This window comes from Nocardioides sp. (assembly GCF_036405735.1).
In the GTDB taxonomy this organism is placed as follows: domain Bacteria; phylum Actinomycetota; class Actinomycetes; order Propionibacteriales; family Nocardioidaceae; genus Nocardioides.
The window spans coordinates 45,182-64,931 of the sequence record NZ_DASWXC010000015.1 but is presented as its reverse complement, the minus strand read 5'-3'; the positions used below and the strand labels follow the sequence as shown (position 1 = coordinate 64,931).

Annotated in this window: 16 protein-coding genes and 2 tRNA genes; 7 read left to right on the top strand and 11 right to left on the bottom strand. The window is 71.1% G+C overall.

The genetic code is table 11. The features are described 5' to 3' along the window. Positions 1-51 precede the first annotated feature (51 nt). Positions 52-1,143 carry a LuxR family transcriptional regulator gene (locus VGE38_RS02870; protein WP_331141025.1) on the top strand — a complete coding sequence of 364 codons (1,092 nt, stop codon included), beginning with the start codon at positions 52-54 and terminating at the stop codon, positions 1,141-1,143. Positions 1,144-1,301: 158 nt separating this feature from the next. Here the strand turns inward: VGE38_RS02870 and VGE38_RS02865 are convergent, their stop codons facing one another. From VGE38_RS02865 to VGE38_RS02855, 3 genes are all read right to left on the bottom strand, one after another. Next, entirely contained in the window at positions 1,302-1,430 is a 129-nt protein-coding gene (locus tag VGE38_RS02865) for a hypothetical protein (RefSeq protein ID WP_331141024.1), read from the bottom strand. Between the two features lie 203 nt (positions 1,431-1,633). Continuing rightward, positions 1,634-1,727, bottom strand: a tRNA-Ser gene (locus tag VGE38_RS02860). Between the two features lie 21 nt (positions 1,728-1,748). Continuing rightward, positions 1,749-2,249 (bottom strand): hypothetical protein, encoded by a 501-nt coding sequence (locus VGE38_RS02855; protein WP_331141023.1) that lies wholly within the window; start codon positions 2,247-2,249, stop codon positions 1,749-1,751. 98 nt (positions 2,250-2,347) lie between these two features. On the opposite strand from VGE38_RS02855, the gene VGE38_RS02850 reads away from it, so the two are divergent. Beyond that, the gene (locus tag VGE38_RS02850; RefSeq protein WP_331141022.1) at positions 2,348-2,725 is read left to right on the top strand and encodes a hypothetical protein; all 378 of its coding nucleotides are present in this window, start codon (positions 2,348-2,350) and stop codon (positions 2,723-2,725) included. A gap of 11 nt (positions 2,726-2,736) precedes the next feature. On the opposite strand, the gene VGE38_RS02845 is transcribed toward VGE38_RS02850, so the two are convergent. From VGE38_RS02845 to VGE38_RS02830, 4 genes are all read right to left on the bottom strand, one after another. Beyond that, positions 2,737-2,823 (bottom strand) — tRNA-Ser (locus VGE38_RS02845). A gap of 46 nt (positions 2,824-2,869) precedes the next feature. Continuing rightward, positions 2,870-3,100 (bottom strand): biotin/lipoyl-binding carrier protein, encoded by a 231-nt coding sequence (locus VGE38_RS02840; RefSeq protein ID WP_331141021.1) that lies wholly within the window; start codon positions 3,098-3,100, stop codon positions 2,870-2,872. A gap of 79 nt (positions 3,101-3,179) precedes the next feature. After that, positions 3,180-4,463: a hypothetical protein gene (locus tag VGE38_RS02835; RefSeq protein ID WP_331141020.1), complete on the bottom strand. Its 1,284-nt coding sequence runs from the start codon at positions 4,461-4,463 to the stop codon at positions 3,180-3,182. A gap of 11 nt (positions 4,464-4,474) precedes the next feature. Next, positions 4,475-5,248 (bottom strand): carbon-nitrogen hydrolase family protein, encoded by a 774-nt coding sequence (locus tag VGE38_RS02830; protein ID WP_331141019.1) that lies wholly within the window; start codon positions 5,246-5,248, stop codon positions 4,475-4,477. Positions 5,249-5,307: 59 nt separating this feature from the next. Here VGE38_RS02830 and mobA point away from each other — a divergent pair, with 59 nt between their 5' ends. The 4 genes from mobA (at position 5,308) to VGE38_RS02810 (ending at position 7,847) form a co-directional block, all read left to right on the top strand. Continuing rightward, positions 5,308-5,880 carry a molybdenum cofactor guanylyltransferase gene (gene mobA, locus VGE38_RS02825; RefSeq protein ID WP_331141018.1) on the top strand — a complete coding sequence of 191 codons (573 nt, stop codon included), beginning with the start codon at positions 5,308-5,310 and terminating at the stop codon, positions 5,878-5,880. A gap of 89 nt (positions 5,881-5,969) precedes the next feature. Next, entirely contained in the window at positions 5,970-6,251 is a 282-nt protein-coding gene (locus VGE38_RS02820) for a DUF6457 domain-containing protein (protein ID WP_331141017.1), read from the top strand. A gap of 37 nt (positions 6,252-6,288) precedes the next feature. Beyond that, the gene (locus VGE38_RS02815) at positions 6,289-7,257 is read left to right on the top strand and encodes an NAD(P)H-quinone oxidoreductase (RefSeq protein WP_331141016.1); all 969 of its coding nucleotides are present in this window, start codon (positions 6,289-6,291) and stop codon (positions 7,255-7,257) included. Between the two features lie 35 nt (positions 7,258-7,292). Then, positions 7,293-7,847, top strand: a complete 555-nt coding sequence (locus tag VGE38_RS02810) for a bacterial proteasome activator family protein (RefSeq protein WP_331141015.1) — start codon at positions 7,293-7,295, stop codon at positions 7,845-7,847. 5 nt (positions 7,848-7,852) lie between these two features. Here VGE38_RS02810 and VGE38_RS02805 read toward each other — a convergent pair whose 3' ends face one another. The 3 genes from VGE38_RS02805 to VGE38_RS02795 all read right to left on the bottom strand — a co-directional run bounded on the left by VGE38_RS02805 (position 7,853) and on the right by VGE38_RS02795 (position 10,630). Further along, positions 7,853-9,100 (bottom strand): HNH endonuclease signature motif containing protein, encoded by a 1,248-nt coding sequence (locus VGE38_RS02805; protein ID WP_331141014.1) that lies wholly within the window; start codon positions 9,098-9,100, stop codon positions 7,853-7,855. Between the two features lie 95 nt (positions 9,101-9,195). Beyond that, a complete protein-coding gene (locus tag VGE38_RS02800; protein ID WP_331141013.1) occupies positions 9,196-9,786 on the bottom strand; it encodes a hypothetical protein in 591 nt (196 codons plus the stop codon). Positions 9,787-9,820: 34 nt separating this feature from the next. Continuing rightward, complete coding sequence (locus VGE38_RS02795; RefSeq protein WP_331141012.1) at positions 9,821-10,630, bottom strand: HAD family hydrolase; 810 nt, start codon at positions 10,628-10,630, stop codon at positions 9,821-9,823. A gap of 92 nt (positions 10,631-10,722) precedes the next feature. Between VGE38_RS02795 and VGE38_RS02790 the strand changes: the two genes are divergently transcribed. Next, positions 10,723-11,787 carry a sensor domain-containing diguanylate cyclase gene (locus VGE38_RS02790; protein WP_331141011.1) on the top strand — a complete coding sequence of 355 codons (1,065 nt, stop codon included), beginning with the start codon at positions 10,723-10,725 and terminating at the stop codon, positions 11,785-11,787. A gap of 896 nt (positions 11,788-12,683) precedes the next feature. On the opposite strand, the gene VGE38_RS02785 is transcribed toward VGE38_RS02790, so the two are convergent. Further along, the gene (locus tag VGE38_RS02785) at positions 12,684-19,700 is read right to left on the bottom strand and encodes an RHS repeat domain-containing protein (protein WP_331141010.1); all 7,017 of its coding nucleotides are present in this window, start codon (positions 19,698-19,700) and stop codon (positions 12,684-12,686) included. Positions 19,701-19,750: the final 50 nt, after the last annotated feature.

Sequence of the window (19,750 nt, the reverse complement as noted above, 5' to 3'; positions counted from 1 at the left end):
GCGCTCGGCGGCGCCGCGCGCCCGGGTCCCGCGCCGAGCCCCCGGTGTGCCATGATCCCAGCACTCCCCCGGTGTCGTTGCCCGAGTCGTTCCAAGGAGGCGGAGCTGAACAGCTACGGTCCCGACGAGCGCGCGCTCTTCGAGACCCAGGCCGTGGTGCTCTACGAGCAGATCGCCGCCGACGGCGGGATCGACGACACCGACGAGCGGCTCAAGCAGGACGCGCCGGAGCGGGCCGCTTTCGAGCTGCTGCGGGAGCTCGGCCTGCTGCACCACGACACCGAGGTCGCGCGCTGGCTGCCCGAGGATCCCTCCACCGTGCAGGCCCGGGTCGTCGCGCCGCTCAGCTTCGAGGGCGCGCGACTGCTGGAGGAGTCGACCCAGTGGGCGCGGGGCTTCGCCTCCCTTACCCAGGCGTGGCGGCGCTCCCCCGAGGCCGACAACCGCGGGCCGTTCACCTACCTGCGCGGCTTCGCCATCCCGGAGTACGTCAGCAGCCTGGTCGCCGAGGCCGAGAGCGAGGTCCTGACCGCGCAGCCGCAGACCGGACGTGACCTCGGCCGGGGCCTGAGCGAGTCGACCGAGCGGGAGCGGATCCTGCTCGACCGCGGCGTACGCATCCTGACGCTCTACCAGCACAGCTCGCGACGCAGCACCGCGACGCGGGAGTACGTCGGCCGGGTGACCGAGCTCGGCGGCGAGGTCCGCACCCTCGACGAGTTCTTCAACCGCATCGTCATCGTCGACCGCCGGGTCGCCGTGATCCCGGCTCCCGACGACCTCAAGGTCGCGCTCGCGATCCGCGAGCCGACCGCGGTCGCCTACCTGGCCGACGTCTTCATGCGCTCCTGGGAGCGGGCCCGCCCCTTCACCAGCAGCGAGGAGTCCACGGTCCGCCACATCGCGCAGGAGCAGCGCGCGATGACGCTCCGGATGCTGATCGAGGGCCACTCTGACCCGGTCTCGGCCAAGCGGCTGGGCGTCAGCCCGCGGACGTACGCCGGCTACGTGGCCGACCTGAAGGCGGAGTTCGAGGCCGAGACCCGCTTCCAGCTCGGCTACACGATCGGGCGCCTGGGCATCTCCGGCGACGAGCCGGTGGAGTCAGGGCCGAGCGGGGTCGAGAGGCCGGGCGAGTCGTAGCGACCGGCCGGACCGGAGCGTCCGCACGACGACCCCGGACACGACAAAGGCAGCGACCCGAGCAGTCGCTGCCTTGTCGTTGACGAAGGGCCCTGAAGGGGGGATGGAGGGGACCCGTCGCCGGACTTTGTGGGGATTGTGTGGGTGGGGATCGATGCTCACTTGACCTTGCCGGGCTTGGCGAAGCCCCAGCTGTGGTCAGCGTGCGCAGGAGCCGAGATGCCGAGAACGCCGAAGCTGAGCCCGCAAGCGACAGCGACGGCGGCGACCTTTCGAACGTTCTTCATGGGGAATCCTTGTTCTGGTAGGAGTGGCGAACATCCCGAGAATTGCCTGCGTCATGAAGCATGCTGCATAACGTTGCAACCCGACAGTGGTCGCCGCCTTCACAAAAGTGCACTGCAAAGAGTTGCAAAATCCTGGGGCCGGGAGGGCGGCAGCCGACGCGCCAATGCGAGCGGCCCCCTCGCCCGAGGGCGAGGGGGCCGGCTGGCGGAGGCGGAGGGATTTGAACCCTCGATGGGGTTGTAGCCCCAAACCCGCTTAGCAGGCGGGCGCCATAGACCGGACTAGGCGACGCCTCCCCGACAGCGCGTGACAGGGTACTAGGCCGCGCCGCCCGCGTGCGAATCACCGGGTCCCCGGAACGGCTTGAGCCGCTGGCCGCGCTGCAGGTGCTGCTGCAGCTGGCGCACGAACTCCTCCTTGTCGACGGCCAGGACGGAGACCGGAATGGTCGTGGTGCCGCCGTCCTTGAGTCGCAGCACCACGCAGGGGATCCCGTGGGCGGTCACGGTCACGGCGTCCTCGACCTGGGTCCACCGGGCCGCCGTGACGCCCGCGCCGCGCACCAGGCGCACCCGGTAGCCGTCGGCACCGGCCTTGACGACGTACGCCTTGGCGCGCAGCCACCAGCCGAGCACGACCAGACCCACGAGCCCGAGGCCCACGAGCGCCACCACGATGTCCATCGAGCCGCCGGCGACGGCCACGAGCAGCGTGCCGGCGAAGACGAGCAGCGCGAGACCCACCAGGTAGAGGCCCACGAAGCGGGCGGTCACGGCGGGGGCGAGGCGGTAGACGGTCGGCAGGTCCGGCTGGGTCACCCGACGATTCAACACCGGTCGCCCGCGTTCCCGCACATCGCTCTTGTCGCATCAGGTGATCCAGGTCACACTCGGGGAACACGTCTCGGGGAGCCGCCATGCCGACCAGCCCAGCCGCCGACGCTCTGCACGCACTCGACCGCGCGCTCGACCTGCCGCGCGGCAGTGGCGTCGGCCTCGGGAACTGGCGCTGGGGCGTGCGGCAGCGTCTCGTGACCGTGCGGGACCGACTGATCGGCGAGACGCTCGGCGGCGAGGAGGGCTGGCTGGCCGCCCGCGGCACCCAGGCATTCCGGGAGCGCAACGCCCTGCTGACACGGCTCACGGCCTACCTCGACCCGATCCTGGAGGCGCCCGACGCCGAGGCCCTGCGCGGCGAGCTGAAGCGGCTGGCGCGCGACGTCGGCCACCACCTGCAGCGGGTCAACGACCTCGCCTACGACGAGGTCGAGCTCGAGATCGGCGGCTCGGACTGACCCTCGCTGACTGGCGGATGGTGAGGGATTCGAACCCCCGGTGCCATGGGCACGCCCGCTTTCAAGGCGGGTGCAATCGACCACTCTGCCAACCATCCCGGTGTCGCCAGGGTAGTGCGCTGCCGTCAGCCGACGGCGCCCGGCTCAGCCGACCAGCTCGACCAGCACGTCGCCCTCCTGGACGACGTCCCCGGTGGCGACCTTCACGGCCCGCACGGTGCCCCCGGTCTCGGCGATCACGGGGATCTCCATCTTCATCGACTCCAGCAGCACCACGGTGTCACCGGCCGCGACCGCGTCCCCCGGCTCGACCGCGACGCTCATGACGTTCGCCACCATCTCGGCGACCACCTCGACCACGCTCTCCCTCGCCATGCTCGCGACGCTAGCCGTTACCGGCGCGTACGCCGCCACCGGCGCAACGGAGGACACCGACGAGCGAGTCGTGACCGGCCTACAGCAGGGCGTCGGTCCGCTTCGGCTCCGGGCGTACGGCGTTCTCGGCCTCCTCCGCCCGCCGACCCCGACGCCCGACGGCCCGACGGCCGCCGCCGGAGCCGGTGAAGAACAGGTCGAGCCGGATCACCAGGTAGCCGATCAGCAGCCCGCCGACGAGGCCGTAGACCACCGACAGCACCGACTCCAGCACCGAGATGGCGGGATTGACCAGCGAGTCCGAGACGGCGGCCGTGGCGGCGACACCGAAGGCGCAGACCCACCAGCCCTGCCGGCGCCGCGCGCGCATGTGGACGCCCCAGGCCAGCGCCGGGATGCCGAGGACGGTCTCGATCGGCCGGGGGAAGGCGCCGAGGTTCTCGCGGCTCCAGTGCACGACGCCGAGCAGTGACTCGATCAGCCCTTCGGTGCCGTAGCGGCGCAGCATCTCGGCGTAGAGCAGCGTCACCAGCAGCGTCACGCCACCGACCGCGACGATCACGACGCCGCGGCGGCCGAGTCCGTGCAGGCCGGCGCCCAGCCGGTAGACGACGAGGAACGCCCCGCCGAGGGCGAGCAGCAGCACGGCGTACTCGAAGCGCGCGAGCGTCAGCGTGGGCTCCAGGCCCAGCGCCGCGAGGGCGCCGATCCAGGCGACCCCGACCGCCACGCAGCACTCCCGCGCCGCCTGGCGGAACCGCACCGCCGGCACGGTGATCACCACGCCCAGCACGGCCGCGATTGCGGCCACCACCACGGACGCCCCCGTCCGCAGCTCCGGCAGGTCCACGAGCAGGACGACGGCTCCCAATGCCGCCGCGAGCGCGGTGAACAGGACCGGGCGGCCACCGGTGCGGGCGCAGAGCACCCACGTGTAGGCCGTGGCGATGGCCACCGAGCCGATGCCCGGCAGCACGTCGGGCCCCAGCGAGCGGGCGCCGGCGGCCAGGCACGCCAGGCCGCCGATGATGACGCCGACCCAGAGCACGATCTCCTGCCACGGCGCGCGCGTGCTGTCCTCGGGGCGGACGCCGACGGGAGCGGTCGGCCCCTCCAGTGCGACCGGCCGCGGCCGGGGCGGCGGCTCGGCGACGAGCCCCTCGACGGTCGGCGCCTGCTGCTGCTCGACGGGCTCCTCGGCGGGCTGCGCGACGGGCCGCTCGTCGGGCAGCTCGACGTAGGCCGGCTCGAGGCCGCGGGCCTCGCCGGACGGCTTCGAGCGACCCCACCGACGGGTCGGCTTCTCCGCTGCGCGTCGACGGGGCGCCGGGTCGGCGCGACGTCGGGGAGCGGCTCTGGTCACGGGAGGGAAGGTTACATTCGGCGGTTGCGAAGGCTGGGGTTCACCGAGCGCGCCTCGGCCACCCGAGCGCCCTCCAGACGGGCGGTGAGCACGCCGGGACCGTCTCCACCCTCGACCAGCACCTCGCCGAGCGGGTCCACCACCAGCGAGTGGCCGCAGTAGCGCGGCGCGGGCTGGCCGACCGCGACGACGTACGCCGTGTTCTCGATCGCGCGGGCGCGCACCAGCGTGCGCCAGTGGTCCACCTTGCGCTCGCCCGCCACCCAGGCCGCCGGCACGACGAGCACCTCGGCGCCGGCCTCGACCAGAGCGCGCGCCAGCTCCGGGAACCGCAGGTCGTAGCAGGTGAGCAGGCCGATCGGGACGCCGTCGACCTCGGTGAGGACGGGCCGGACCTCACCGGCGCTCAGCCGATCGGACTCGCGGTAGCCGAAGGAGTCGTAGAGGTGGATCTTGCGGTAGACCTCGCGTCGCTCACCGTCGGTCAGCACGAGCGTGTTGTACGGCAGCCCGTCGGTCGCCTCGAACATCCCGGCCAGGACCATCGTCGACCGGGCACCCGCCACGCGCGCCAGCTCGGCGCCGAAGGGGCCGTCGAGCGGCTCCGCATCCGGCCGGACGTCGTCGGTGCCGTCCTGTGCGGTGCCGAAGTCCCGCGCGAACGCCTCGGGGAAGACGACCAGGTCGACGCCGCCCGGCGTGAGCTCCGCGAGCCGGCGGCGGTTCTCACCGGGATCGAGCGACGCCGCCTGCTGGACGAGGGCGACATCGAGGTGGTGCCACATGCCGCCCACCCTAGGCCCGCGCCGGCACCGCTGCCGACCTCGCCCGTAGGCTCCCCGACATGCTCGAGCCCTGGTCCGCGGTGGTCCTGGCGGGCGGGCGCGCCGTCGGCCTGGGCGGTGTCGACAAGGCCGGCGTCGAGATCGGCGGCCGCACGCTGCTCGCGTGGGTGCTCGACGCGGTGGTCGACGCTCGCGAGGTGGTGGTCGTCGGTGACCCCGTGCCGACCGAGCGACCGGTCACGTTCGCCCGCGAGTCACCCCGGTACGGCGGCCCGGCGGCCGGCCTGCTCACCGGAGTCGACCTGCTGCTGGACCCGGCGCCGTACGTCGCCGTGGTCGCGGTCGACATGCCGCGGCTGCGGATGGCGACGCTGCGCCGGCTGACGGAGGCTGCCGAGGGGCGCGACGGAGCCGTGCTCGTCGGGCCGGACGGGCGTCGCCAGCTCGCGATGGTGCTCGCCACCGCCCGCCTGCTCGAGGTGCGGCCGGGTCTGGAGGAGCGGCACAACCTCGCGATGCGGCGGCTGCTCGCGCCGCTCGACCTCGTGGACGTGCCGGCCGTCGGTGATGAGCACCGTGACGTCGACAGCTGGGAGGACCTCCGCGACCTCTCGTCCGACCCGGGCACCTGACGGATCTAACCGCGACACGCCGGTGGAACCGCTCCCAATGTCAGGTGCCCGCTGGACAGCCCCGGGGATCGGTGGTCAGTCTGGACGACGTGAACCTGCACGACTGGATCGACGAGGCGTGTGACGTCCTCGACCTCGACGTCGAGGTCGACGAGGGCCTGGTGCTCGACCTGGCGAGGGTCGCGGCGCACAACGTGCAACGACCGGCGGCCCCGGTGACGGCGTACCTCCTGGGGCTCGCGGCCGGCAGCCGCGGCGCGTCGGGCGACGAGATCGAGCTGATGGCCGGTCGGCTCACCGCCCTCGCCGAGGGATGGGACCGCCCGGCCGGTGCCGACGCCATCCCGGACCTCGAGGACGCCGACGCCTGACCCGACCGACCGGACACACGCCTCCTAGGGTGGGGCCATGCGTGCCGTCGTCGCCCGGGAGCCCGGAGGACCGGAGGTCCTCACCGTCGTCGACCTGCCCGACCCGGAGCCCGGTCCCGGCGAGGTCGTCCTCGACGTCGCCGCCGCGGGGCTCAACCGGGCCGATCTGCTGCAGCGACAGGGCTTCTACCCGCCGCCCCCCGGCGCCTCCGACGTGATCGGCATGGAGTGCTCGGGCACCGTCGCGGCCGTCGGTGAGGGCGTCGAGCGCTGGCGGGTCGGCGACGCGGCGTGCGCGCTGCTGGCGGGAGGCGGGTACGCCAGCAAGGTGGCCGTACCCGCTGGCCAGCTCATGCCGGTCCCCGAGGGGGTCGACCTGGTCACCGCCGCGGCGCTGCCCGAGGTGGCCTGCACGGTGTGGTCCAACGTCTTCATGATCGGTGGCCTGCGCCCCGACGAGACGTTCCTCGTACACGGCGGGGCCGGCGGCATCGGCACCATGGCGATCCAGCTCGCCCACGCGCTCGGCGCGCGCGTGCTGACCACCGCCGGCACGCCGGAGAAGCTGGCGCTGTGCCGCGAGCTGGGCGCCGACGTGGCGATCGACTACCGCAACGACGACTTCGTCGCCGTCGCGCGGGAGTACGGCGGCGGCGACGTCATCCTCGACAACATGGGCGCGAAGTACCTGTCCCGCAACGTCGACGCGCTCGCCGACTCCGGCCGGCTGGTCATCATCGGGATGCAGGGCGGGACGAAGGCGGAGCTCGACATCAGCGCGCTGCTGCGCAAGCGCGGCGCGGTGATCGCGACCACGCTGCGCTCGCGTCCGGTCGAGGGAAAGAGCGCGATCTGCGCCTCGGTCGTGGAGCACGTGTGGCCGTTGGTCGCCAGTGGGGACGTCAAGCCACTCGTGCACGCCGTGCTCCCCCTGGCCGACGCCGTGGCGGCGCACGAGCTGATGAGCTCCGGCGAGCACTCCGGGAAGATCCTGCTCGCGGTCTGATCCGGGCGTCGGGCGGCCCTGGCTAGGGTGGGGGCATGACCGAGCAGCAGCAGCCCCAGGGCCAGCAGCGCGTCGTGGTGGTCGGGGCCGACGGCCAGCCACTGTCCCTCGCCCACCAGGCCCAGGACGACGACGGCGAGCGCAGCATCACCGATCTGGTGGAGCAGCCGGCCAAGGTCATGCGGATCGGGTCGATGATCCGCCAGCTCCTCGAGGAGGTGAAGGCCGCCCCGCTCGACGAGGCCTCGCGGACGCGCCTGCGGGAGATCCACCACTCCTCGATCAAGGAGCTGGAGGCGGGTCTCGCGCCCGAGCTGGTCGAGGAGCTGGAGCGGATCTCGCTGCCGTTCACCGAGGACCACGTCCCGTCCGAGAGCGAGCTGCGGATCGCGCAGGCGCAGCTGGTCGGCTGGCTGGAGGGCCTCTTCCACGGCATCCAGACGGCGATCTACGCCCAGCAGGCAGCGGCGCGTGCGCAGTTCGAGCAGATCCGCCGAGGTCTGCCGCCGGGCATGAGCGCGCAGCAGCCGCAGGAGGAGCAGCCGCCGACCGAGCCGCAGCCCGGCCAGTCCGGTGGCATGTACCTCTGAGCCACTCACCGCCGCCTGCTGAACCTGACGTCGCCGTTGGGCAGGCGGCTGCTGAGGTAGCCGGGGTCGTGGGCGCGGTGATGGTGGTGCGAGCAGAGCAGCCCGGCGTTGGCGAGGTCGGTCCGGCCGCCGTGGGTCCAGGCCAGCCAATGGTGGGCTTCGCACCACCTGCCGGGGATCGTGCAGCCCTCGGCGCGGCACGTCGTGTCGCGTAGCAGCAGCGCCTTGCGCTGAGCGCGCCCGAAGAGCCGTTGTCCACGGCCCAGATCGAGCACCTCGGATCGGGCGCCCAGCACCGCGGGGATGATGGTGCCGGTGCAGGCCAGGCGCCTGATCTCGCCCGCGCTGAGCCGGTCGCCGTCGAGAAGGCTCCCGACACCCAGGTCGTGCTGGAGCTGCTCCAGGCCGATCGTCACGATGACGGTGGTGGCGTCTCCGCCGTGGACCGGCAGGCGGCTGGGATCCATCGTCTCCAGGAGCTGGCAGAACGCCTGGCCGAGGCGGCGGGGGTAGGAGCCGGTGAACGCATCGGTCGGCTCGACACGCGCTCCACCGACCCGCGGGTTGGTGTAGGCCTGCAGGTAGGTCTCCAGCCGGTGTGCCGCTGCGTCCGGGATGACGCCGGCCAGCCGGGTGGTGCCGTCGCCGAGGCGCTTGAGAGAGAGCTTGGTCCTGGCTCGGGCATGAGCCTCCTGCGCGGCGAGCCGCCGGGCTTCCTCGGCCTCGGCGATGCCGGGGGCTGCCACGTCGAGGATGCGGCGGCCGGCGATCCGCAACTGATGCGGGGTCAGGTGCTCGGCCTCGGCGACGAGGGTCTTCTCCGCCAACTGCCGGATCGCCGGATCGAGGTCGTCGGGCAGGTCGTCCAGAGCCGTGGCGATGACCCGGGCCTGGGCGAGGTTCACGTGGCCGTCGCGCAGCGCCCTGCGCAGGACGTCGTCCTCCCTGTCGAGGGCGACGGCAAGCTGCTGCTCGCCCCTGGGTGCCGGGAGGTCCTGGCGGGTCTCGGCCGCCAGCCAGGCCGCGACGTCACGGGCACCGACGGCGTCGTCGACGTCACCCGAGGCGACGAGGAACCGCATCCGCAGCTCGGCGAGACGGGCGTCGACCTTCGCCAACCGGCGCAGAGCATCGGCCTTCTCGTCGGTGGCCAGGAAGATCGGGTCGGACTCGGCGACCGCGTCGAGGGCCTCCTCCAGAACCTCGACGCACGCCAGCAGCACGGGGGTGTTGGGTGCGAACGCGATCGTCATGGCGGGTCCCGAGAGAGTGCTTCATCCAGTACCAGGCACGCTAGTGGGACCCACCGACAGTCCGTTTCCCGGTTCGAACGACCCGCGTGGTGCCGTCAGTGCCGTCGGCGCGCGAGCCGTCCGACGACGAGCAACCCCAGCAGCCCGGCGAGCGCCAACGCGAGGCCCGGCGCGGCGGCCCGCAGCAGCGGGCGCGGCCGCTCGGAGCCGACCTGGGTGTAGGTGATCTCCCGCGCCGGCTCGGTCGCGGTCACGGGCGTGCCCTCGCTGCCCGTCAGCCGGACGATCTCCGCCTGCAGCGCCGGGGTCAACGACTGCGCCCCGCGCAGACCCCGCGCCTGCCAGGCGTCACCGGCCGGCACGACCAGGAACAGGTACGGCTTCCCGGTCGCGAGCTGGTTGGCCTGGCACTCCCCGGCACCGGTACGGACCCGCACGTCGGCCACCGGGACGTCGCCACGGTAGAGCCGGTCGACGGTGACCGTCTGCACGAACCCGCCGGTCACCGGCGTGCTGCCGGTCACCGTGCCGGAGAACACGACGGGAGCGCGGGCGGCAGCGACGGCCATGGGCTGCGGCACGCAGGCGGCGTACGCCGGCGTGGTGGCCGCCCCGGCGACGACCAGGGCAGGGACGAGCAGCACGGGCAGCACGGGCAGCACGAGCACAGCGAGCAGACGACGCATCACGCCCCCATCAGAGCAGACCGCACCCAGCCGCTCACAGCCCGAGCACCTCGGCCAGCACCCGCGCGACGCCGTCGTCGTCGTGTCCGGGCGCCACGTGACTGGCACACGCCAGGACGGCGGGGTGCGCGTCGGCCATGGCGTACGACAGGCCGGCCCAGGTCAGCATCGGCAGGTCGTTCGGCATGTCGCCGAACGCCACGACGTGCTCGGGAGCAGCGCCGAGCCGCTCGGCGATGAGCGCCAGCGTCGAGGCCTTGGTGACCTCCAGCGCGCTGATCTCGAGCAGCGGGAAGGAGGAGTGGGTGACGTTGACGCGGTCGCCGACGACGGTCACGGCGGCGTCGACGAACGCGTCGGCGGCCAGCCCGCCGCCGCGCACGAGCAGCTTGAGGACCGGCCCGGACAGCAGCTCCTCGAGCGGCGCCACCCGCTGCGCGGCGAAGCCGCGGTCGTCGTCGGCCCGGTGGCCGGGGTAGCCGGGCTCCATCGCCCAGCCCTCGAGGGTCTCGATCGCGAAGCCCACCCCCGGGATCGTGGCGCGCAGCTCGCGCGCGACGTCGAGGGCCACCGCGGGGTCGATCGGCCGCTCCAGCCAGGGCTCGTGCCGCGCGACGTCCCACACAAGCGCGCCGTTGGAGACGATGGCCAGACCGTGGCTGCCGACGTACTCGAAGACCTCCTCGGTCCACCGCAGCGGACGGCCGGTCACGAAGACGACGGGGATGCCGCGGCGGTCGAGCTCGGCGAGCACCTCCACGCTGTACGGCGACACCGAGCCGTCCGAGCGAACGAGGGTCCCGTCCAGGTCGGTCGCGACCAGCTGCGGCGCTGCGTTTCCCACACGCCGAAGTCTGGACCAGTTGCGCGACTCCCGCCCATTCCCGGGGGTGGATGCCCCTACCATGGGCGCCCACCTCTCCTCCAGGACTGCCCATGGTCGACACCCCGACGTCCTCGCCGGACGCCATCCGTGGCCTCGATCTGCTGCTGCGCGCCGTCCAGGAGCTGGCGATGGCGCACACGCTGGACGAGGTCGTCGCGATCACCCGTACGGCGGCCCGGCGGCTGACCGACGCGGACGGCGCGACGTTCGTGCTGCGCGACGGCGACCAGTGCTACTACGTCGACGAGGACGCGATCGGCCCCCTGTGGCGCGGTCAGCGGTTTCCGCTGGAGACCTCCCTCAGCGGCTGGTCGATCCGCCACAAGGAGACCGTGGTCATCCCCGACGTGTACGCCGACGACCGGGTCCCGCACGAGCTCTACCGTCCGACGTTCGTCAACAGCCTGGCGCTGGTCCCGATCCGCTCGATCGACCCGATCGGCGCGATCGGGAGCTACTGGGCCGACCACCACGAGGCGACGCCGGAGGAGATGCGCCTGCTCCAGGCGCTGGCCGACTCCGCCTCAGTGGCCATGGCGCACGTCGGGATCCGCGAGGAGCTGAGCCAGCGCGTCCACGTCGAGAGCGAGCTCAGCAGGCTGTCGTCGACCGACGATCTCACCGGGCTGCTGAACCGGCGCGGGTTCTGGGAGCGGGCGGCCGCGCTGCTGGACCGGGTGCGCGACACGGGCAGCACCGCCGTGATCGCCTACCTCGACATGGACGGCCTCAAGGCGCTCAACGACACCCACGGCCACGCCGTCGGCGACGCCTCGATCCAGGCGGTAGCCCGGGCGCTGACCGACATCGCCGGCGAGCACGACATCGTGGCGCGGCTCGGCGGCGACGAGTTCGCCGCGCTCTTCGTCGACCGCGGGCCGGGGATCGAACGGCTGCGTCAGGTCATGCTCAGCCGGCTCGCGCAGACCCAGGGCGTCTCGGCCAGCATCGGTCTGTGCGAGGTCGAGCCGTACGACGACCTCAGCGTCGACGCGCTGTTGGCCCGCGCCGACGCGCTGATGTACGCCGAGAAGCAACGCCGCAAGGCCGTCAGTCCTCCCGCGCCGCAGCGGCCCCAGGCCTCGCGATGGGCGGATCGTCCCAGCTGGTGGTGAGGGGATCGGCTCGCTGAGCCGCGCCGCGCGTTACCGGCGCGCGACCGTGTGCGATGGATCCTTGGGGCCATGCCAGGAGTCGACGGGCAACGGGCGGTAGCTACGTCCGAGGAGGAGCTGAGGGATCGGCTGTCGGCGCTCGAGACACCGGCCTTCGAAGCGGCCACGAGGACGCTCGTCCACGACCCGGGCTTCGACGGTCCTGGTCCGGCGGCCGTAAGTGGGATCGCTCCGTCGACGTCACCTAGGCTTCGGCGACCACCTCATAGGATCGCCGACCGCACTCAACCCTTGTTCGAACTACGACGTTCAGATGGAACGGAACTTGCGAGCGCCGCGGTTTAGATCCGCGACTGAACGTGTGACACGAGTGGCAAGCCATCGCACAAGTTGCCACGTCACCTCGACAGCGACCCCGCTATCCCGTTGCCGGTAGAGTCGTGTTCTTATGATCCGCCGGTCCGATTTGCACACATCCGTGCCCTGCGCATCCATAGATGCGACCTACCCTCTCGCATCACCCCGCAACGATCGTGCGCGTGCTGAGTTAGCCTCATAGCGCCATTCAGGCCGAAGCCCACTCCACCATCGGCGCCCCTCATCGTCCAACCAGATGTGCTCAGCATCCGATCCCATCGGCTCGCCGAAATCCCCCTCCAAGATGTCGGAGACGACCGCATCAAGTGGAACGTCCAATTCGATGACACGTCGTAGGCCGACGATCCCATCGACATAGGAGGAGCGATAAACGATACAGAGAACGTCTTCGCCTTCGATCCAAGACGCGACCGGCTCGACCTGGGCTCGATGTCCAACGAGGCCGGACAAGACCGCCGCGAGCACCGAGCCAGCCGGCGTCTCATCCGTCGAAGAATTCCCGTTCATGAACCATGATCCTACTCGGAAACCGGGTGCCCGCGCATCCAATACGGGCAAACGTGGCCGCTTGGGGTTTCACAGTACGCCGTGACCAGTTCACCACGATTCTTCCCCCGCCCATGCCAGTTGACCACAATTATGACGCGCTGCAATTCACCGGTTCCAACCCAACCGCCCCCCGACTGGCGAACCATGTGCTCCGCGACGTAAGAATACGCCTTGTACCCCTTTTTCGTCCTCACAAAGTAGTCGCGTTCAGCTCTCTTGATGAAGTACGGCAATCCTTCTTCCACGTCCATCTTGTGCTTCGTCGAAATCTTGTTAGCGATCTTGTTCTTGATAAAGACACGATGCCCGTACCGGTTTTTCACCCAACGTCCGCAATCGGGCCCGAGATTGAGCACGCACACCTTTCCATCCAGATCCAGGCTGTTTAGCGGGTCGTTAGGATAGATGTAGTCGTTGGAATTTCCGCCCTCGATCGGGTCGATCGAGAGGAATCGGCCCAGGGCGGGGAGGTAGACGCGGGCGCCCATCTCGATGGCGGCGAGGTTGCCGAGGTGCTCGTAGGGACGCTGGTGTTGACCGAGCCAGCCGTTGTCGAGGTTGCCGGTGTTGGTGTCGGCAGCCGCGTCGTTGGCGGTGTTGGTTCCGATGGCGCCTGTGTTGGGGTCGAGTGGTTGGCCGAACGGGTCGTAGACCTTGACCGCTCCGTCAAGGACACCGTCGGCACCGGTGGTGGCGACGATGTCGCCGTGGATGTTGGGGTAGGCCCAGGTCTGCTTCGGCGCCTCCGATCCGCCAACGGTGCGGGTCAGCACCACGCCGCCGGGCAGAGAGAGGGTGTGCTCGACGACGTTGCCGGCTGCATCGAGCGTGTAGTCGGCCGTGTCGCCGGGTCCGCTGTAGCCGTACTTGAGCTGAGCAGGCTCACCGGACTGACCGCTCGTCGTGCGTACGACGATCCGGTCGGTCGCGTCACGCGAGTACCCGACCTGGACACCGCTCCCAGACGTCGGCGTCGTGCTGGTGCTCGCGTGCCGGTTCGCGCCGTCGTAGACCAGTGTCTGACCGCCGGCCACAGTGTCGGAGAGACCTGTGGTGTTGCCGCGGGTGTCGTAGGCCGTCGTCAGCGTCGACGCGGCGACGCCACCCTGGCTGGTCGTCGCCTTGAGCAGCCGGTCGGCGGTGTCGTAGCAGGACTCGATCGTGGTGGTGACACCGTTGAAGGTGTCGGTGCTCCTGGTGCGGTTGCCGGTCTTGCCGGCGTACGCGGCCACGCCGGCCACACCGGTGCATGAAGCACCCGACGCGCCGAAGCCGTAGGAGAGCGAGTGGCTCGCCAGGGCGCCGTCGACCCGGCGCCCGACGGTGGCGTTGATCAGGCGTCCGACCATGTCGTAGCCGTAGGTCGACTCACCGTGGGTGACCCCGTCGAGGGTCAGGGTGTTGGTCCGGATCCGTCCCGACCGGGAGCGAGTGACCGCATCGACCAACGCAGCGCCGCCCGCGAGCGCCCACTCCAGTTGGGTGGTGGCGCCGGTGTGGTCGCGACCGATGGCGGCCAGGCTGGTGCCGTTGCCCGCGCTGTCCGTGCCGGCGGGATAGGCGATGGAGCTGAGCTCCTTGCCCGGAGCACCGTAGGTGAGCGATGCGATGGGCTTGTTGTCGAGCTTGTGCGTCAGCAGACGGCCCGCCCCGTCGTAGGTGAACTGCTGGCTGACCGTCGCGCTGGTCGAGCCTGCCGGAGGCGCCGTGGTGGTGCTGACCACCTGACCCAACTGGTTGTAGGCGGTGGTGGTCACCAAACCATGCACGTCGGTGTAGCTCACGGTGCGGCCGAGCAGGTCGACCACGGTGGTGATGGTGCCGGCGGGGTCGGTCACCGCGACCTTGAGCGGGTTGCCACCGACCGCGGGGTTGTAGGTGACGGTCCGTTCGATGGTGCCGTCGTTCTTGCGGTAGGTGGTGCTGGTGGCACGCCCACGGGTGTCGTAGGCGGTGCAGGTCCAGCCGCTCGGCGCGGCGGTCGTGCCGGACCGGGTGCCGACGACGCGTCCCATGACGTCGTAGACCCACTGGGTGCGCTGACTGCTGCCGTCGGCCGCAACCGGTCCGGTGACCGTCGAGGGCCGACCGGCCTGGTTCGCCGCCACGCCGGCGCACGGGTTGGCCGGTGGTGCCTCGCCGGCGGCGTAGTAGCCGTAGGTCCACTCGCCGCCGCCGGGCAGCTTGCGCGTCAGCCGACGACGGTGGTCGTCGTAGGTGAAGCTCGTGGTCAGGAACTCGGGGCCGTTGGTGTTGTTCAGCGAGTAGGTGGTGGTGAGCAGGCCGAGCCACGGGCGGTCGCCGTACGCGCTGGTGGTCGTCGCGGTCGGGGTGGTGCCGCCGCTGTCCTGCACGACCGTGCTCGTGGGGAGGTTGTAACCGGGGTTGAGCCGGCTGGCAGGGACGAGGACCGGCGTCGTCTGGCCGGGATAGGTCCACTTGAGGTTGAACGCGCTCGCACCGGCTGTGTTGGCCCACTCGATCCGGATTGGCACCCAAGCACCCGGGTCACCGTCGTGCGTGAAGGACAGCAGGTGCGGGTCGGTCTCGCCGCGCACCTTGCCCGCACCCCAGAGGTCGTAGCTCTGGGTGCCGACGGTGAGACGTGCCATGTCGTCGACCGCAAGCCGCAGCGTGTACAGCCCCGTCGCGGGCAGCTGCACGTACCCGGTGGCACGTGCGGACCACGGAGCCGCCGGTACGCCGGCCGCGGGTGAGCCGGCGTAAGAGGCGTTCAGCCCGCCGGTGAAGCCGAGCGCCTTCGCGGCCGGGGTTCCGCCGAGGCGGTCGTTGCCGTAGTAGTCCAGGTGGAGACCCGAGAGACCGTTGTCATAAGCCGTGGTGGTCTGCGGAACGCTGGCAGGAGCAGCGCAGCCAGGGGTCCCCGACGCGACGATCTTGCCGGCGCCGTCGATGCACTCCTTCGCTGCCGGCCCGTTCGATTGGATCGGGCGGTCCAAGGCGTCGTAGACGGTTCCCGTGCGCCGGCCGGCGGCATCGGTGACGGTGAGCGGTTGATCCTTCGGGGTCCAGGTCGCCTCGGTCGAGACGCCGGTGCGGTCGGTCTCCTTGGTGGCCTGCCATAGGTTGTTGAAGCTGACGGTCCGCTCGGCGGCTCCGTAGGCGCTCGTGCCGCTCGTGCCGGCGCTGCCACCGAATCGGCGCACCGTGGTGGTGCCGTCCGTGGTGGAACTCGCCGGCTGGACGTAGGCGATGGCGCTGCCCGAACGGGGGGTGATGGTCAGGCCGGTCGGGCTCGGCAGCACGACCTTCGTGGCCTTGCCCTGCCAGCCGGAGCCGGAGTAGGTGATCTCGGTGTCCACGACCGTCGGGTCGAGGGCTCCGGCAGCCGATCCGGCTGCGAGGGCGTCGTTCGCCAGCGGGTCGACCACCCGCGCGATGCGCCCGTCGCCGTCGTAGGCGAAGTCGGTCACCTCGACCATGGAGGCAGCCAACGAGCCCGTCGACGTCTTCTTGTAGTAGTCGGCGATCCGTGCGAGCCGGCCCTGGTCGTCGTACCAGAGCAGGCTGACGGTGTCGTCCGGATAGCTGATGCGGCACAGCATCCCGGGCGGCGGCGCCTGTGCCGTGCCGTCAGGGCGAACGGCGCCTTCGTAGCAGGGCTCATCCCCGGCGCGACCGTAGGACAGCCGCAGCTTGCGGGTCGGGTCGGACGCGTCGGTGATGGCGGTCAACCGGCCGGGGTTGCCCGTGTAGCTGTAGGTCGGCGCCAGGCTGGGCGCGCCCGCCACGTCGGCGTCACCACCGGGAACATAGGAGTCGAGCGCGCCGTCGGCGCGGAAGGCCGTGCGCGATCCGTCCTCACTCAGGACCGTCACCGTGCCGGCCTCGGGAGTGCCGGCCGCACCCAGCACCAGCGTGTCGTAGACGCCGGCCTCGGGCTCCCAGACGCCGGATTCCTTTTTGCTGAAGACGACCTGGTCTCCGCTGACGTCGGTCAGCGTCACCGAGTTGTCCGCGACCTTGGCGTTGACGTACGGCGCCTCGCCGTCGATGTCGATACCCAGCGTCCAGCCCACGGGCAGCGGGGCCGGCGCCGTGGCGGTGAGCCAGTCCGGCGGCACGACCAGGTAGGGAGCCGTCTGCCCGTTGGGCAGCACGATGTCGGTCCCGTCGACCCGCCGGATCAGCAACGTCGCGTAGGAAGCACCGCTGACCTCGGTCAGAGTGGCATCCACCTCGACCGCGGTCCCCGGGGTCAACGCGACCGGCGTCGTCGACCAGTGGGTTCCGATGCCGGCGGCGGCCAGCTTCGAGGTGCCGTCGACCTCGAGGCTGAAGGCGTCGTCGTGGCGAGCACCGAAGACGAAGTCGCCGCCCGCAATGCTGTCGGGCAACTTCAGGAAGCCCTGCCAGTTGACCTCGAACCCGTCGGCCGGCAGCGCCGCGGGATAGGGCGAGGCATTGCCCCAGTCGACGTTGATCGACGGCTCGATCCGCGACAGCACCGCCCCGCCCGCGACCCCGCCGGCCGGCTTGGGTCGGTAGGTCGCGCGCAGACCGTGGGTGACATGGGACCGCTGTGAGTTGTACACGAACGACAGACCGACGTCGCCGCCCGCGGTGGAGAACGCCGGTGAGCCAGTGCCGACGATCGCGTTGCCGGAGGTGAGGTTGACCGTCACCGGCCCGACCGACTCCGCCGGCGAAGCGCCCGGGTCTCCGGTCCGGAGGTCGACATCGAGGGTCTTCGCCGCGGCGGCCGGACCGTAGTCCGTGCCGTCATAGCTGCGGACGGTCCACGTGTACTTCATGCCATCGCTCAGCACACCTGTGGGGACCGACCACGACGGCGCCGACTGGAGACCGGAGTCGACCACCACGCCGGTGAGACCGTCGGTACCGGTCGCGACCGTGAACCGGTACCGGATCGGACGAGCCTCGGGGTCGGTGGCCGCTGCTACGGACAGGGTCGGCGTGAGCGTCGCGACCTTCCCCGAAGGCTCCAGGTTGGTCGGCGTGGACGGCGGCCGGTTGGTCGTGAAGGCCGGCGGGGTCACCCAGGTCACCGCCTTGGTGTCCGCCGGATACCCACATTGGGGATCGGTGACATACCACAGGCAGTAGTCGGTTACATGGACACGCAACCCGTACTGCTTGCCGGGTTCGAGCATCCCTGCCGGGACGGTGGCCGAGCTGGAGGGGATCCAGCCCGAGATCCACGCCACGTCCTGGTCGGGGTTGGCCACCGACCCCACCGTGTACTGGTAGAGGATCTCGTCACCCTCGGCGTCGCTAGCAGTGGCGTTGATCGTCGGAGTCACCGAGCGAGCCGTGTTGCCCGAGTCGGTAACCACGATCGACGCCGACGAGATCGTCGGTGGGGTGTTGACGTCGAAGTACATCGCGTGCCGCATGTACTTGTAGGTGTACTCGGCCTCGGCCGAGCCGATGTACGCCAGGACCAAGCCACCGACCCGAGCGTCGATGTGCGCCCGGAACCTGGAGTACAGCTGCCCCAGCAGGTGCGTGTCACCGCCGGCCAACTGTGCCTCGGCCCAGAGTTCGGAGCCGACGGCGTCGTACGCCACGCCGGTGCTCTGCCGGATCCTGACCGGCTGCAGGGTGACGGCACCGTCCAGGAACACCGTGTGCACCCACGCGTTGGTGATCTGACGCCCGAAGAGCTGCTCGTAGGGATAGGCGATACGGGTTCGCCAGATGCCCGTCGTCGTCCGGGTGTTGCCGATCCGGATGTTCGGGTCGACGGCCACCACGCCTTGGGTCGACAGCGATCGGTAGCCGCTCGGCCCGTAGGAGACCGTCGGGTCCACCATCACGGGGTAGACCCGCGCGGGGTCCTCCAGCCAGGCACCGTCGACGACGAGCCGCAGCGTCCACCGCGACGGCTGGTTCGCGCGCGCCTCCCGGGCGCCCGAGACGTGCTCGACCTCCCAGTGGCCGTTGACGTCCGCCGCCGCGCGCTCGTCGGTCCCCGAGGAGTCCCACACGTACGGGATGGGGATCGTGATGGCCGTCGTGCCATCGCCGTCCCGAAGCAGGACGTCACCGTCGACCAGCTTCGGGGAAAGGCCCTGAGGCAGGCTGAGACCGAACTCCCACACGCCATCGGAAGCCGCGGCGGGATCCTCGACGACGAGCGTCTCCTTGACCGAGCCGGCCGTCACCTCGTAGACCGCATCGACACCCGGCTCGATGTCCGGATAGGTGACCTTCGAGCCGGTGACCTCGGCGCGAGACTCACCAGCGCCCGCGAGACCGAACCGCACTCGCTCGGCACGTCGCGACGACGCGTCGTCGCCGGCTGCCGCCACCGACAGCACAACGTCGTCGGCGCCGCCCGTCACCGAGGCGAACACCGGGTCGAGCGGGTGCGCAGCAACGCCGAACCCGCCAGCAGCCGCGCGGCCTCCCAGGCCGGAGGCAGCGGAGTCCGCCAGCTCGTCGAGGTCCACGACCTCGGTGCTCGCGCGGACGAAGCCGTCGACGGTGCCGGACCGCACCGAGCCCTCCTCGGCCTTGGCCGCCGAACGGCCGGCGTCGCGCGCCAGCCCCCGCAGCTCGGCGTCGACAGCCGCCGCGGCTCGCTTCGGGTCCCGCGCAGAGGCGGCGGCGATCGCCAACGGCTCCGGCGTGGCCCGACCGACCTGCACACCGCCGGGGCCCTCGAGGATCTCACCGAACTCGCTTCGCTCTACGACCCGGACCGCCTCCGGGTCGAAGTCCGCCATCAGCTCCTGCCCGGAGACCGGCTCGGAAGCAGCCGCCGGCTCGACGCCGGTCACGGAGTTCGACTCCGCACCGGCGGGTCCCCAGGCGCCAGCGGTGTCCTGCTTCCTCGGCTTCGCCGAGTCCAGCAGCGGCAGCTCCGCGGCGCTGACCGGTCCCGTCGGCGGGACGGCCTGGGCGACCGGTGCCAGCGACATCGCCTGGAGACCGGAGTAGAGAAGGGACGCGGAAGCGAGTGCGGCAACGAGCCGCACCGTCCGCCGACGGTCTGACATCACCGATGTCTCCTCGAGAGAGCTGTGGGGGAGGGGAATCGGTGTGACCG

Coding starts and splice junctions, on each gene's coding strand:
- VGE38_RS02870 (WP_331141025.1), top strand. CDS start 52: ATGATCCCAGCACTCCCCCGGTGTCGTTGCCCGAGTCGTTCCAAGGAG.
- VGE38_RS02865 (WP_331141024.1), bottom strand. CDS start 1,430: ATGAAGAACGTTCGAAAGGTCGCCGCCGTCGCTGTCGCTTGCGGGCTC.
- VGE38_RS02850 (WP_331141022.1), top strand. CDS start 2,348: ATGCCGACCAGCCCAGCCGCCGACGCTCTGCACGCACTCGACCGCGCG.
- VGE38_RS02840 (WP_331141021.1), bottom strand. CDS start 3,100: ATGGCGAGGGAGAGCGTGGTCGAGGTGGTCGCCGAGATGGTGGCGAAC.
- VGE38_RS02830 (WP_331141019.1), bottom strand. CDS start 5,248: ATGTGGCACCACCTCGATGTCGCCCTCGTCCAGCAGGCGGCGTCGCTC.
- mobA (WP_331141018.1), top strand. CDS start 5,308: ATGCTCGAGCCCTGGTCCGCGGTGGTCCTGGCGGGCGGGCGCGCCGTC.
- VGE38_RS02815 (WP_331141016.1), top strand. CDS start 6,289: ATGCGTGCCGTCGTCGCCCGGGAGCCCGGAGGACCGGAGGTCCTCACC.
- VGE38_RS02810 (WP_331141015.1), top strand. CDS start 7,293: ATGACCGAGCAGCAGCAGCCCCAGGGCCAGCAGCGCGTCGTGGTGGTC.
- VGE38_RS02805 (WP_331141014.1), bottom strand. CDS start 9,100: ATGACGATCGCGTTCGCACCCAACACCCCCGTGCTGCTGGCGTGCGTC.
- VGE38_RS02800 (WP_331141013.1), bottom strand. CDS start 9,786: ATGCGTCGTCTGCTCGCTGTGCTCGTGCTGCCCGTGCTGCCCGTGCTG.
- VGE38_RS02790 (WP_331141011.1), top strand. CDS start 10,723: ATGGTCGACACCCCGACGTCCTCGCCGGACGCCATCCGTGGCCTCGAT.
- VGE38_RS02785 (WP_331141010.1), bottom strand. CDS start 19,700: ATGTCAGACCGTCGGCGGACGGTGCGGCTCGTTGCCGCACTCGCTTCC.